This is a genomic window from Halomonas sp. EF61, assembly GCF_040147045.1.
Taxonomy (GTDB): Bacteria; Pseudomonadota; Gammaproteobacteria; order Pseudomonadales; family Halomonadaceae; genus Halomonas; species Halomonas litopenaei.
Genome location: NZ_JAMSHM010000003.1, coordinates 53,439 through 66,302, shown reverse-complemented (window position 1 = coordinate 66,302; position 12,864 = coordinate 53,439). Strand labels below are relative to the sequence as shown.

At 65.0% G+C, this 12,864-nt stretch carries 13 protein-coding genes; 2 read left to right on the top strand and 11 right to left on the bottom strand.

From position 1 onward, the window contains the following. Nucleotides 1-67: 67 nt before the first annotated feature. The 11 genes from lipB to NFI08_RS15175 all read right to left on the bottom strand — a co-directional run bounded on the left by lipB (nucleotide 68) and on the right by NFI08_RS15175 (nucleotide 10,840). On the bottom strand, nucleotides 68-739 hold the full coding sequence (lipB, locus tag NFI08_RS15225) for a lipoyl(octanoyl) transferase LipB (protein ID WP_045992675.1): 672 nt from the start codon (nucleotides 737-739) through the stop codon (nucleotides 68-70). Beyond that, nucleotides 739-1,047: an HP0495 family protein gene (locus NFI08_RS15220; protein ID WP_045992676.1), complete on the bottom strand. Its 309-nt coding sequence runs from the start codon at nucleotides 1,045-1,047 to the stop codon at nucleotides 739-741. Before NFI08_RS15220 ends, lipB begins: the two co-directional genes overlap by 1 nt. A 144-nt stretch (nucleotides 1,048-1,191) precedes the next feature. Continuing rightward, entirely contained in the window at nucleotides 1,192-2,412 is a 1,221-nt protein-coding gene (locus NFI08_RS15215; RefSeq protein WP_083970391.1) for a D-alanyl-D-alanine carboxypeptidase family protein, read from the bottom strand. Nucleotides 2,413-2,552: 140 nt separating this feature from the next. Further along, nucleotides 2,553-3,581: a septal ring lytic transglycosylase RlpA family protein gene (locus NFI08_RS15210; RefSeq protein ID WP_502881140.1), complete on the bottom strand. Its 1,029-nt coding sequence runs from the start codon at nucleotides 3,579-3,581 to the stop codon at nucleotides 2,553-2,555. Then, a complete protein-coding gene (gene mltB, locus NFI08_RS15205) occupies nucleotides 3,578-4,630 on the bottom strand; it encodes a lytic murein transglycosylase B (protein WP_222569835.1) in 1,053 nt (350 codons plus the stop codon). The genes NFI08_RS15210 and mltB overlap by 4 nt, the downstream gene beginning before the upstream one ends. Nucleotides 4,631-4,903: 273 nt before the next feature. Beyond that, nucleotides 4,904-6,061: a rod shape-determining protein RodA gene (gene rodA / locus NFI08_RS15200; protein ID WP_213227184.1), complete on the bottom strand. Its 1,158-nt coding sequence runs from the start codon at nucleotides 6,059-6,061 to the stop codon at nucleotides 4,904-4,906. Next, the gene (mrdA, locus tag NFI08_RS15195) at nucleotides 6,061-7,947 is read right to left on the bottom strand and encodes a penicillin-binding protein 2 (protein WP_108448861.1); all 1,887 of its coding nucleotides are present in this window, start codon (nucleotides 7,945-7,947) and stop codon (nucleotides 6,061-6,063) included. The genes rodA and mrdA overlap by 1 nt, the downstream gene beginning before the upstream one ends. A 33-nt stretch (nucleotides 7,948-7,980) precedes the next feature. Further along, a complete protein-coding gene (gene rlmH, locus NFI08_RS15190) occupies nucleotides 7,981-8,448 on the bottom strand; it encodes a 23S rRNA (pseudouridine(1915)-N(3))-methyltransferase RlmH (protein ID WP_349590404.1) in 468 nt (155 codons plus the stop codon). Continuing rightward, a complete protein-coding gene (rsfS, locus tag NFI08_RS15185; protein WP_108132840.1) occupies nucleotides 8,445-8,807 on the bottom strand; it encodes a ribosome silencing factor in 363 nt (120 codons plus the stop codon). Before rsfS ends, rlmH begins: the two co-directional genes overlap by 4 nt. A gap of 117 nt (nucleotides 8,808-8,924) precedes the next feature. Further along, nucleotides 8,925-9,554 (bottom strand): nicotinate-nucleotide adenylyltransferase, encoded by a 630-nt coding sequence (gene nadD / locus NFI08_RS15180; protein WP_108448871.1) that lies wholly within the window; start codon nucleotides 9,552-9,554, stop codon nucleotides 8,925-8,927. 47 nt (nucleotides 9,555-9,601) lie between these two features. Beyond that, nucleotides 9,602-10,840 (bottom strand): glutamate-5-semialdehyde dehydrogenase, encoded by a 1,239-nt coding sequence (locus NFI08_RS15175; protein ID WP_349591292.1) that lies wholly within the window; start codon nucleotides 10,838-10,840, stop codon nucleotides 9,602-9,604. 176 nt (nucleotides 10,841-11,016) lie between these two features. On the opposite strand from NFI08_RS15175, the gene NFI08_RS15170 reads away from it, so the two are divergent. Together NFI08_RS15170 and NFI08_RS15165 are read left to right on the top strand one after the other, a co-directional pair. Then, nucleotides 11,017-11,880, top strand: coding sequence for a hypothetical protein (locus NFI08_RS15170; protein WP_045994178.1), 864 nt, complete (start codon nucleotides 11,017-11,019; stop codon nucleotides 11,878-11,880). Continuing rightward, on the top strand, nucleotides 11,877-12,827 hold the full coding sequence (locus tag NFI08_RS15165; RefSeq protein WP_045994177.1) for a diguanylate cyclase domain-containing protein: 951 nt from the start codon (nucleotides 11,877-11,879) through the stop codon (nucleotides 12,825-12,827). The genes NFI08_RS15170 and NFI08_RS15165 overlap by 4 nt, the downstream gene beginning before the upstream one ends. The last annotated feature ends 37 nt before the right edge of the window (nucleotides 12,828-12,864 follow it).

The window sequence follows — 12,864 nt, the reverse complement described above, 5'->3', positions numbered from 1 at the left end:
TTCACTGTCCTGTGAGGATCGCTCGGGAGACACGTTGCTGTGACGGCCTTCGGCGTGCCCTGTGCGATCAGTCAAAATTGTGGGCGTCGAGCACTCCCGGCAAGCCGGGGCGCTCGATCAGTTCGCGTTGTCCCAGTCGCGTCGCCAGCGTGCGCAATAGCCGACGCGCTTCAGCTTCCATGTCCAGCCTCGAAGAGACCAGATCGGCCAGCCGGGTCATCTCGAGTCCAGCGTAGCCACATGGGTTGATAAACGAAAATGGCGTGAGATCGACCTCGAGATTGACCGCGATGCCATGAAAACTGGCACCCCGTCGAATCCTCAACCCCAGTGAGGCAATCTTGCGTTCACCGACGTACACGCCAGGCGCGTCAGGCCGGGCGCTTGCCTCGATGCCATGCTCGCCCAGGGCATCGACCACGCTGTCTTCCAGCGCACTGACGAGGTCTCGGACCCCCAGTCTGGCACGCTTGACATCGATCAGCGGGTACAGCACAAGCTGACCCGGCCCGTGGTAGGTCACCTGCCCACCGCGATCGGTCTCCACCACCGGGATCTCGCCCGGCATCAACAGATGCTCGGGCTTGCCTGCCTGGCCCTGGGTGAACACCGGCGGGTGCTGGACCACCCAGATCTGGTCAGGCGTATCGCCATCTCGGGTGTCGGTCAGTTCGCGCATCGCCTGCCACACTGGCCGATAGGGCTTGAGCCCCAGATGATAGACGTCGATCGCCTCCATCACACCACCATGTGCACGCGGCCTGTGGCCTTGAGTTCGTCGAACAGCGCCTTGAGTTGGGCTTCACCTGTGGCGCGCATGGTCAATCGCACCGACTGGAAACGCCCATTGCGACTGTCGACCACCTCGAGGCTGCTGCCTTCGAAGGTCGGATCATGGCGATGCACGATCTGGCTGACGGTGGCGGCGAAGTCCTCGGCAGCATCTCCGACCACCTTGATCGGATAGTCGCAGGGAAAGGTGATGGTGACATCCGCCGGATCCGGCCCTGCCTGGGTGCGCAGATCGCGAAAGGTCCTGTCGTTCATCCGATGCCCCTTACAATGGATACCCGAGTATTCTACTCAACCTTGGCATCACGACCAAGGACGCCGGCCGAGGCGGCTCACCTCGGCCGGCGTCACGGCGACCACAGGGCGCGCATTGACGCCAGGGCCGCACCACAGGGACGATCAGTCGAACCAGCCGCCGACCAGGTCGCTGAAGAAGCGCTGGACCTTGTCGATCATGCGCTTGAACAGCCCACCCTGCTCTACCGCTTCCAGCGCTACCAGGTCACGCTCGCCGACCACCTCGTCCCCGAGGCGCACCTCCATGGTGCCGACCCGCTGGCCGGCGGCGATGGGCGCGGTCAAGCCACTGTCGATGTCCAGGCGCGCGGTGAGCTCGTCATTGCGGTTGCGCGGCACGGTCATGTAGACGCCATTGTCGACGCCCACCTTGAGCTCGTTGGTGCTGCCTTCCCACACCCGCGGCGTATTGAGTACGGCGCCACGGTCATACAGTTTCAGCGTCTCGTAGTAGCGGAAGCCATAGCTCAGAAGCTTCTGGGTTTCCTGGGCGCGGGCTTCTTCGGAGCTGGTCCCCATCACCACCGAGATCAACCGCATGTCATCACGCTGGCCCGAGGACACCAGGCAGTAGCCGGCCTCTTCGGTCCAGCCGGTCTTGAGGCCGTCGACGCTGGGGTCGCGCCACAACAGACGGTTGCGGTTGGCCTGTTCGATCCCGTTGTAGGTGAAGTGCTTCTGGCTGTAGATGGCGTAGTGTTCCGGGTAGTCCAGAATGATGTGCCTGGCAAGACGCATCAGGTCCCGAGCCGAGGAGTAGTGATTCTCCGACGGCAGCCCGGTGGCGTTCTCGTAGTGGGTGTTCTCCATGCCCAGCTGGGTGGCGTGCTGGTTCATCAGGTCGGCAAAGGGGTCCTCGCCGCCGGCCAGATACTCGGACATGGCGACGCTGGCGTCATTGCCGGAGACGATGACGATACCGTGGAGCAGTTCCTCGACGGAGACACGAGTACCGACCTCGACAAACATCTTCGAGCCGCCGGTACGCCAGGCCTTCTCGCTGATCGGCACCATGTCGTCGGGCTGGATGTTGCCCCGATCAAGCTCACGCTCGACCAGGTACGCCGTCATCAGCTTGGTCAGGCTGGCCGGCGGCAGGCGCTGGTCAGAATTGTGCTCGGCCAGGACTCGTCCGCTGTTGGCGTCGATCAGGATCCACGACTTGGCCGCCAGCTGAGGCGGTGCCGGGATCATGACCTGGGGCTCTGGCACGTCCGGTGTCGGCGAGTCGGGCTGCTGAGCACTCGTCAGGGGCGCCACCAGGGCCGCACATACAAAGGCCACGGGCAACCAGCGGCGAGTAAAGGATGACTTAGCGATCATGGTGAAATGTCTCATTACAACAATCAGGGAAAGCGGTGATCAGGGCCACCGCACAATGCTTCCAACAGCCGGCCTCACTGGAACCGCCGGCATCGACCGGCCGGGCGATCAGCGAGGCGTCGGCTGCACTTCGTCGATACCTAGCGAGCATCGACGACAAAGGTCTGCGCGAATCCCGCCTGGCGCAAGCGTTCGCGGACCGGCTCCGCCTGCCCACGGCTCGCCAGCGGCCCGACCTGCACCTTGTGCAGACCGGCGGCGCTGGCCACACGCACCTGCTGATTCAACCGCGTCTCCAGATCCGCCTTGAGGTCTTGCGCGCTGTCCGCCGACCCCAGGGCTGCCACTTGAATATAGATGCCGGGAGTCCCGGCCGCGGGCGCCTGCGGGGCGCTCTGGCCTGCTGCCGGCGACGCGGCGGACGGCGCGCTGGGCGCCGCATTGGCTGCAGTACGGGCTGTAGTACTGGCTGTAGTTCTGGTCCCAGTACTGGCCGCAGCGCTGGCTGGCGCGGCGCCCACACCCCCGCTGACCGAGTCGCTCGACGCACCCGCGCCGCGACTGGCCTGCCACTGATCGGGATCGATCACGCTGACCCGCACCCGGCCCGTGCCATGGTCGAGAATATCGAGCCGTGCGGCCGCTGCGTAGGACAGATCGATCTCGCGGTCGTCGTGGAAGGGACCACGATCGTTGACTCGCACGATCACCGACCGCCCGTTGTCCAGGTTGGTCACCCGGGCGAAGGTCGGCAACGGCAGCGACTTGTGCGCCGCCGTCATCTTGTACATGTCATAGATCTCGCCGTTGGAGGTCGCGTAGCCGTGGAACTTCTGACCGTACCAGGAAGCGGTACCCTCGCGCTGATAACCGCTCGGGTCATCCAGCACATGGTAGGTCTTGCCCCACACCTCATAGGTCGAGCGGTTGCCGGCGCGTGAGCGTGGCTCGTCGCGCGGCACCGCGTCCGGCACCTGACTGACGTCCGGCGGCGTCTCGGGATAGGCGTCGCCGCTCATGGCATAGCGCCCACCCGCCGTCGCCCGCGAATCCTGAGGCGTCGCGGCCGCCTGCTGAGTGGTCTCCGGGGCGGTCCCGCCACCGCCGGCACAACCGGTCAGGGCCACCAGCAGCGACAGGGTCGGCAACAAGGGCGCGCGCAGGGTCATGAACTCACCTCCGTGTCCAGGGCATGCCACCACTGGGGCTTTCCCAGCGAGCGCACCTCGGCGATGGCCTCCGACAGTTCCGTGACCGCCATGGCGTAGAGGTGGCTATGGTTGTAGCGGGTGATCACGTAGAAGTTGCCCCCACCCAGGCGGTAGTGGGTGCTGCCGTCTTCCATGTCCAAAGCCAGCGGCACCACCTTGGCATCCCCCGGCAGCGGCTCCACCGGCTGGATGCCCTGGGCTTCCAGTTCGGCAACACGGGCGTAGGGCGGATCGGTGCGGTTGAAGCGAATCGAGGACGGCACCGAGCTGGGGCCTTCGGCCTCCCAGTACAGGGTGCCACCCGCCTGCCAGCGGTGCTCGGCGAAATAGTTGGCCACGCTGCCGATGGCATCCACCGGATCGGTCCACAGGTTGCGCTGGCCGTCGTCGTTGAAGTCGACCGCATAGGCCTGGTAGCTGGTGGGAATGAACTGGGGATAGCCCATGGCACCGGCGTAGGAGCCCTTCAAGGCTCCGGGATCGACGTTCTGCTGGTAGGCAATGTCGAGAAAGGCCTCGAGCTCCCCCTCGAAGAACTCACCGCGCCGGGGATGATGAAAGGCCAGCGTGGACAGCGAATCGAGCACCCGATGATCACCGGTGATACGCCCGTAACGGGTCTCGACGCCGATAATCGCGGCGATCACCTCTGGCGGCACACCATAACGCGCTTCAGCGCGATCGAAGGCGTCACGATGGGCCTCGATAAAGGCCGCGCCCTCGTTGATGCGCTCTTCACCGAGGAAGATGCCACGATAGCGCTCCCAGGTCAGGTGATGCTCGGCGGCACCGCTCATGGCCTCGAGCACCGACGGCTGGAACTCTGCCCTGGCCATGGCGCGCTCCAGCCACTGGCGCGAGACGCCCTGGCGCTCGAGCCGATCCATCATCGCGTCGACCTCCGGCGAGGCGAAATCCTGCGCCTGGGCCGCCAGCGACAGCGAGGCCAGAAGCCCACACAACGCCGCGCCGAGGCCTTTCCTTCCCTGGACCAGGGGTACTGTCATCGATCTTCTCCCTTGGGGAACCCGCAGGCGCCGCCGCCCCTGCAAAGCCGGCAAGCGCTTCGCTCGCCGGCCCCACCGTGGACACTGTCGCCGCCTCTCTCCGGGCCCCCGTTAGCCTGGTCGCCAGCCCCTAGGGCTTGTCTGAAAAGTGCCTGCGCTCGGCAATACGGCGTTAAAAATCGGATCAAAATGCTCATTTACACCCCGTAAACTGCGCTTTCTCACCGATTTTTGCCTTGTCTAACCTTCGCTCGTCGACTTTTCGGACAGCGCCTAGCGTGGCAGCAACCGGCGATGTGCATTGACCGCCATGAGAATACCGAAACCGGCCATCAAGGTCACGCTGGACGTCCCCCCGTAGCTCACCAGGGGCAGCGGTACGCCGACCACCGGCAGAATGCCGCTGACCATGCCGATATTGACGAAGACGTAGATAAAGAAGGTCAGCATGATGCCGCCTCCCAGCAATCTGCCGAAGGTATCCTGGGCGGCGCCCGCCAGCCACAGTCCACGCGCGACGATCAGCAGGTACAGCAGCAGGAAAGCCAGCATGCCGACCAGCCCGAATTCCTCGCCCAGCACCGCCACGATAAAGTCGGTATGCCGCTCCGGCAGGAACTCGAGCTGCGACTGGGTGCCCTCGAGCCAGCCCTTGCCCCAGACGCCCCCGCTGCCGATGGCGGTGGTCGACTGAATAATGTTCCAGCCGGCGCCCAGCGGGTCGCTTTCGGGATCGAGAAAGGTCAGCACGCGCTGACGCTGATAGTTGTGCATGTTCATCCACAACAGCGGCAGCGCCGCCCCCGCCAGCGCCACCATGACACCGATAAAGCGCCAGGACAGCCCCGCCAGCAGGATCACAAAGACCGCCGCTGCCGCCACCAGCAGCGAGGTGCCAAGGTCCGGCTGGCGCGCGATCAGGCCTACCGGCAGAGCGATCAGCAGCGCGCAACCGGCCAGCGCGCGCCAATTGGGTGGCAGCTCGTGGCGACTGAGCCAGGCCGCCACCATCATCGGCATGGCGATCTTCATCATCTCGGAAGGCTGAAAGCGCACCACGCCGGGAATCACCAGCCAGCGCTGAGCGCCCATGCCGACGTCACCGAGGATCTCCACCGCCACCAGCATCACCAGGCCGGCCAGGTAGGCCGGCAACGCCCAGCGCATCAGCGTCGCCGGTGAAAACTGCGCCAGCACCAGCATGACCGCCCAGGCCACGCCGAAGCGAATCGCCTGGGCGGTGACCACGTGAACGTTCTCGCCACTGGCGCTGTAGAGCACCGCCAGGCCACTGCCCATCAGCACCAGCAGCATGCCGAGCAACCAGGGATCGACGTGCATCCGTTGCCAGAACGAGGTGCGTCGGGCGATACCGCTGGCCGGGGGACGCACCGGGTGGCCGCGCAACGAGCGCACAAAATCGATGGCCATCAGTCTTCCTCCTCGGCGGCAGTCTCGTCGGTGCGCGGACGACCGGCGTTGTGGTCGAGAATCCAGGCATCGGCCATGGCCCGAGCCAGCCCAGCCGCGTGGGTCGACCCGCCACCGGCGTTCTCGACGATGACCGAAATGGCGATTTGAGGGTCCTCCACCGGCGCAAAGGCCATGAACAGCGCATGGTCGCGCAGACGCTCGCGCAGTTCGGCGGCGTTGTACTTCTGGTTCTGCCCCAGCGAGAACACCTGGGCGGTACCCGACTTGCCGGCCATGCGATACTGAAGGCCTGCCCCGGTGCGCCGTGCCGTGCCCTCGCGCCCGGACAACACCTTTTCCATGCCGTTGAAGACCCGGGTCCAGTAGTTCTCGGGGGCCTCGATATCCGGCGGCGTGTCGGGCAGATCCACCGGCACCGGCTGGTCGCCGATACGTTTGGCCAGCCGCGGGCGCACCCAGTGGCCGCGATTGGCGAGCACGGCGGTCGCGGCCGCCAACTGCAGCGGAGTGATCTGCAGATACCCCTGGCCGATACCCACCGACAGCGTCTCGCCGGGATACCAGGGCTGATTGAAGCGTGCCTTCTTCCAGTCTCTGGATGGCAGCAGACCATCCCCCTGCCCGGCCACGTCGGCAGCGACCCGGGTGCCGAAGCCAAAGGCCCCCAGGTTCTCGTCGATACGATCGATGCCGAGCTCGTGGGCCAATGAATAGAAATAGGTGTTGTTGGACACCGCCAGGGCGCGTTCGAGATTCACCCGCCCATGCCCCCAGCGCAGCCAGTTGCGGTAGCGCCGGTCGTCATTGGGCAGCTGATAGTAGCCCGGGTCGTAGATGACCTCGTCCGGGGTAACGGCCCCTTCGATCAACCCGGCCATGGCCATGAACGGCTTGATCGTCGACCCCGCCGGATAGCTGCCCCGGGTCGCCCGATCGAACAGCGGCAGATCGATATCGCTCTGCAGCCCGCGGTAGGACTTGACGTCGATGCCGGTGACAAACTGGTTGGTATCGAATCCAGGCACCGAGGCCATCGCCAGAATTTCGCCGGTCTGGGGCGCGATGGCGACGATGGCGCCACGCCGGCCATCGAGCAGATCCACAGCGAGCTGCTGCATGTCCATGTCCAGGGTCAGGGTCAGGTCCTGCCCCGGCTCGGGGTCGGTGTGCCCCAGCTCACGCAGCACCCGCCCCCGGGCGTTGGTCTCGACCTTTCTCAGCCCCGCACGACCGTGCAACTGATCCTCGTAGAAGCGTTCCACCCCGGTCTTGCCGATAAAGTGGGTACCGGCGTAGTTGCCCGGATCCAGGCTCTCGAGCTCTTCGGCGTTGATCCTGCCCACGTAGCCAAGCGCATGGGACATGATCTCGGCGTCGGGATAGAAGCGCAGCAGCTGGGCCTGCACCTCCACTCCCGGCAAGCGGTGGCGATTGACCGCGAGCCTTGCGATCTGCGACTCGGTCAGATCACTCATCAACAGAGCCGGCTGGTAGGGACGCTGACGCTGGCGTGAACGCACCTTGAAGGCGTCCACCTCTTCGTCCGGCAGATCCAGCAGCTCGACCAGCAGCTCCAGGGTGGCATCGAGATCATCGACCCGCTCACGCACCAGGGTCAGGTTGTAGGTGGGACGATTTTCGGCCAGCAATTGGCCGTTGCGGTCGTAGATCAGCCCGCGGGTCGGGGGCAGCGGCTCCACCCTCACCCGGTTCTTCTCGGATCGGGTGCTGTAGACCTCGTGCTGGACGATCTGCAGATAGCACAACCGCCCCACCAGCAGGCCGGACAGCAGTACCACGACCACCCCGGCAAGCGTCGCACGCACACGAAAGATGCGCAGCGCGTTCTCGGGGTTCTTGAGGGTTTCGCGACGCTTACGCATGCGAGAGGCAATCCTTGTCTGACGCAGGAGCCATCATCGGTGGTAGGGGTGTCCCACCATCAGGGTCCAGGCACGGTAGAGCTGCTCGGCCAGCACCAGCCGCACCAGTGGATGGGGAAGGGTCAAGGGTGACAGCGACCAGCGCTGGTGGGCGCGGGCCGACAGCGTCGCGGCCAGGCCATCCGGGCCGCCCACCAGCAGCACCACATCACGCCCGGCATGACGCCACTGATCGGCCTCATCGGCCAGCCGCTCGGTGGTCCAGGGCTTGCCGAGCACCTCCAGCGCCACCAGATGCTCATCACCCTTGAGGCGTGCCTCGATGCGCTCGGCTTCCTGGGCCACGGCACGCGCGGTATCCGCGTTCTTGCCGCGATGGCCCGGGGCGATCTCTTCGACCTCCAGGCGAAAATCCCGCGGCAGACGCTTGCGGTACTCTTCGACACCGTCGGTCACCCAGCCTGGCATGCGTGTTCCCACCGCCAACAGGCGGACCTTCATGCCTTGGCCTCTTCCTCTGATGCCGGTGCATCGCTGGGAAGGTCCGACCACAGTCGCTCCAGGTCGTACAGCGCACGGGTGTCCGGCATCATCACGTGGACCACCACGCCGCCGAGATCGACCAGCACCCAGTCCGACCCGTTTTCACCCTCGACGCCCAACGGCTGAACGCCATTGTCCTTGGCGTTGGTAATGACGCTGTTGGCCAGCGCCGACACATGTCGTGTCGAGGTCCCGCTCGCCACCACCATCCAATCGGTCACGCTGGTCAGCCGAGACACGTCGAGCACCTCGACGTCCTTGGCCTTGATATCGTCAAGCGACTCGATCACGAGCGCCTTCAATGCTTCAATCTGCATAGCCCCTCATCACTGGGTAGTCATCGACCTCCCATTGTACCTGTTGGGAAGCCGAGTGGCAGCGCCAATCCAGCGCCTGATCGAATTTCTCGGACCGTGTTGCCTTGGCTGCCGCGCTCAGACCGCGCGGTACAGGCGTTGCGCCTGGATGCGCTCTTCCACTGCCGGCGGCAGCAGGTAGCGCACGCTCTTTCCCTGCATCAGGCTATGCCTGACGAAGGTGGCCGAGATCGCCATCCGCGACGGCAGCGACAGGCGCAGCAGTCGGCCCTGGGGCTTGGCCATCAGGGCATCGCCATGCTCGACCTCGCGCCCCTCGATCAGCGCCTGAAGCGCTTCGGGCAAGGGCGCTTCGTGATCGGGGCGTTCGACCACCACCAGATGGGCAAGCGCGAAGATCCTTTCCGGGTTGTGCCAGTTCGCCAGCTTGAGAAAGGCGTCGTGACCAAGGGCCATGACGATGCGCGCCTCGTGGCCGTAGCGCTCACGCAGGGACTCGAGCGTCTGCACGCTGAACGACGGGCCCTCCCGTTCCAGCTCGCAGGGGTCCGCCGCCAGCCCCGGGGTATCGCCGATTCCCAGGCGCAACAGCTCGAGCCGTTTTTCGGCGGTGACCTGGGGCCGATCGCGCAACGGAGGCTGAGCCGCGGGGATCATGTGCACGCCATCGAGCGACAGCGCAGCGCGAAGCTCAAGCGCGGTGCGCAGGTGGCCTAGATGGACGGGATCGAAGGTGCCGCCAAGCATGCCGATGTGCGCAGGACGGCCCTCGACGTCAAAGCGAACGGCGCCACTCACTGTCGAATCTGGCCATCGCCGAAGACCACATACTTGCGCGTGGTCAGCCCCTCGAGCCCCACCGGCCCCCGGGCATGCAGTCGGTCGGTGGAGATGCCGATCTCCGCACCGAGCCCGTATTCGAAGCCATCGGCAAACCGGGTCGAGGCGTTGACCATGACCGAACTCGAGTCGACCTCTGCCAGAAAGCGGTGTGCCAGGCTGTAGTTCTCGGTGACGATGGACTCGGTGTGACGCGAGCTGTAGCGCTCGATATGCGCCATGGCCTCGTCGATGTCATCGACTACCCTGACCGACAGCACCGGCGCAAGGTACTCGGTGGCCCAGTCCTCGTCACTCGCCGTGAGCCAGTGATCGACGATCGCCCGGGCGCGGGCACACCCCCTCACCTCGACGCCCTTTTCCGCGTAGTCAGCGGCCAGGGTCGGCAGCAGGGCCTGCGCCACCTGTGCGTTCACCAACAGCGTTTCCATGGCGTTGCACACGCCGTAGCGATGGGTCTTGGCGTTGACCGCGATGGCACGGGCCTTGTCCAGGTCGGCGGCGGCGTCCACGTAGACGTGACAGATGCCGTCCAGATGCTTGATCACTGGCACCCTGGCCTCACGCGAAATACGCTCGATCAACGATTTACCACCACGGGGAATGATCACATCGACAAATTCGTCCATGCTGATCAAGCGACCCACGGCGGCACGGTCGGTGGTCGCCACCAGTTGCACGGCGCCCTGGGGCAGTCCGGCTTCGGCCAGCCCAGAGGCAATGCAGCGGGCCAGCGCCTGGTTGGACGCGCTGGCCTCGGAGCCCCCGCGCAGAATGCAGGCATTGCCCGATTTCAGGCACAGGCTGGCGGCTTCCATGGTGACGTTGGGGCGAGATTCGTAGATGATACCGATGACACCCAGGGGCACGCGCATCATGCCGACCTGGATGCCGCTGGGCCGAGTGCTCAGGCCATCGATCTCACCGACAGGGTCGGGCAAGGCAGCGACCTGGGTCAGGCCCTCGATCATGGCGTCGATGCGGCCGTCATCCAGGGCAAGGCGATCAAGCAGAGCCTCGTCGAGCCCCTTGTCGCGACCGCGCGCCAGATCCTGCCGATTGGCCGACAGGATCTCTTGACGAGACGCGTCCAGCGCCTGAGCCATCGCCTTGAGCGCCTGGTTCTTGCGCGCGGGTGGCAGGCGACGCATATCGGTGGCAGCAACACGGGCCGCCTGGCCCATGGCGGTCATGTAGGCGTCGATATCGGCGACGCGCTCGGCGGTGGCATTGGCGGATGAGTCGGACACGGTGAAACGAGTCTCCTGGTAGAACGAGGTCTCCGGGCAAAGAAAGAAGGCTTGCACCGGGATGACAACGCGGACGTGATGCGGATCGTGAACCACAGAAAGGATCATATTAAGACAGCATGCGGAACAAGTACAAAGTCGGCCTGTTCAAGCTGAACCTGTTCGCCGCGGCCGCACTGCTGGCCCTTTGCGCGGCGACCTCGGCGCGGGCGCTGGACACCACGCTGCTTGGTCTGGCCGCGCTATGGCTCGGGATCACCGGCATCGTCATCGAGTTCAGCCACCGCCGCCATGCCTACCGCGCCTGGCTGGTGGTGGCCAGCGTGCTGCTTGCCGCCCTGGTGATACTCTCGCCCGACGCCAACGGTGCCTGGCTGTGGGCCTGGCCTTTCCTGTTGATCCTGCCCCAACCCCAGTGGATGCTGATACTCAACGCCAGCCTTGCCGGGATAAGCTGGTGGAGCCTGATCACCCAGATGAGCCTTCACCATTGGGGCCTGGCTGGCGCGCTCTTGCTGTGCCTGTGCTTTCTTGCGATCGGACGTGCGCTGCCGGGCGGACATTCGCAACGCCTGATGCGCAGGAGAGCCCGTCTGGCGCCCGGACTGCCGCTGTGGTCGGCCAGCCAGCTGGAACGCGACCTGGCTCGGGAAAACAGCCGCGCCACCCGTGACGGCGTCCACGCCGAACTGGTGGTGATCCAGATCCATGGACGTTCTCTGTGGCGGGTCGCCCAGGACATCTGCACACGCATCAAGCGGTTCGAGAACGCCTATCGTCTCAACGGACGTACCGTCGCCGTGATGCTGACCAGTCGAGACGCCGTGCAGGCCAGGCAACGACGCCAGGAACTGCTGGAAGACATCGCCGTGCCGATCACGGTACGCACCGTATCGATTGCCAATCTGGACAACCTGCCCATGGTGCTGGCGGCCCTGGACAAGCAGTGCCCTGTCACCCAGGTGGTGGAGGACGACGCATGATCGAGCCACCCCAGTGGGTCCGTTCCTGGCGTGTCTGTGCCGATGTCATGGGGACCTTGCTGTTGGCGTCACTGGCCCTGTGGCACTATCTGCTGGGGCAATACGAGAGCATCCTGCTGCCGGCGTCCCTGAGTTGCCTGATGGCCGTGATCACGGTCTTCGATACCAGAAGAGCCTCGCGCGTCTCGAACTATCTGCTGCTGCTGTGCGGCTGCCTCGCCCTTTATGACCAGACGGTGCTGCAGGCATCGTTCGACGCCTTCTGGATCAGCGTACCTATCACCCTGATCCTGCTGGTACTGCCCTTCGGCCCTGCTCTGGTGCTGGCGCTGGCCGTCATGCCTATCTGGCTCATGGTGGTCGGCCAGTCTTCGCCAAGCCTCGATCAAATCAAGTTTCTGCTGACCTTCCTTGCGGTCACCTCCCTGGCCGGCTGGGAATACCTGCGTCAGCGCGACCTGAACCGGGCCACCGACCCCAGCGACGTCGACTGCGATGCGATCAATCGCGCCACCCTGCACGAGCGCCTGAACGGGGAGTTCGAGCGCGCCCAGCACCTGGACCAGCGGCTGGCGGTGGTGATCCTGCACCTGCCACAACTGGAAATCGCCAGTGAGCAGTACGGCTCTCGCACTCAGCTAACGCAACTCGACCAACTGTGCCAGGCGGTACGCCTTCACTGCCGTGACCACGATATTCTGGGACGAGAATCCCATGACACCTTCTGGCTGGTACTGCCCAACACCACCGAAAGCGGTGCCATGCTGGTGATCAAGCGACTGGAACAGGCGCTGTCCGAGGTTCGCCTGTCGGACATCGGCCCCTTGACCCTACGCTCACGGCTCTGCGCCCTGAACGCCAAGGAACCCTGGCAGCATTTCGAGCAGCGACTGGCTCGCCGCAGCGAGGCACTGGCCGTCACTCCCCTCCCACCCGGTCGCTCCTGACCACCCTGACTGTGGCAGAATGCCGAAACATCACGAC

Excerpts from the sequence above, each read along its gene's own strand:
- lipB (WP_045992675.1), bottom strand. The coding sequence starts at position 739 with ATGGAGGCGATCGACGTCTATCATCTGGGGCTCAAGCCCTATCGGCCA.
- NFI08_RS15220 (WP_045992676.1), bottom strand. The coding sequence starts at position 1,047 with ATGAACGACAGGACCTTTCGCGATCTGCGCACCCAGGCAGGGCCGGAT.
- NFI08_RS15215 (WP_083970391.1), bottom strand. The coding sequence starts at position 2,412 with ATGATCGCTAAGTCATCCTTTACTCGCCGCTGGTTGCCCGTGGCCTTT.
- NFI08_RS15210 (WP_502881140.1), bottom strand. The coding sequence starts at position 3,581 with ATGACCCTGCGCGCGCCCTTGTTGCCGACCCTGTCGCTGCTGGTGGCC.
- mltB (WP_222569835.1), bottom strand. The coding sequence starts at position 4,630 with ATGACAGTACCCCTGGTCCAGGGAAGGAAAGGCCTCGGCGCGGCGTTG.
- rodA (WP_213227184.1), bottom strand. The coding sequence starts at position 6,061 with ATGGCCATCGATTTTGTGCGCTCGTTGCGCGGCCACCCGGTGCGTCCC.
- mrdA (WP_108448861.1), bottom strand. The coding sequence starts at position 7,947 with ATGCGTAAGCGTCGCGAAACCCTCAAGAACCCCGAGAACGCGCTGCGC.
- rlmH (WP_349590404.1), bottom strand. The coding sequence starts at position 8,448 with ATGAAGGTCCGCCTGTTGGCGGTGGGAACACGCATGCCAGGCTGGGTG.
- rsfS (WP_108132840.1), bottom strand. The coding sequence starts at position 8,807 with ATGCAGATTGAAGCATTGAAGGCGCTCGTGATCGAGTCGCTTGACGAT.
- nadD (WP_108448871.1), bottom strand. The coding sequence starts at position 9,554 with ATGCTTGGCGGCACCTTCGATCCCGTCCATCTAGGCCACCTGCGCACC.
- NFI08_RS15175 (WP_349591292.1), bottom strand. The coding sequence starts at position 10,840 with ATGACCGCCATGGGCCAGGCGGCCCGTGTTGCTGCCACCGATATGCGT.
- NFI08_RS15170 (WP_045994178.1), top strand. The coding sequence starts at position 11,017 with ATGCGGAACAAGTACAAAGTCGGCCTGTTCAAGCTGAACCTGTTCGCC.
- NFI08_RS15165 (WP_045994177.1), top strand. The coding sequence starts at position 11,877 with ATGATCGAGCCACCCCAGTGGGTCCGTTCCTGGCGTGTCTGTGCCGAT.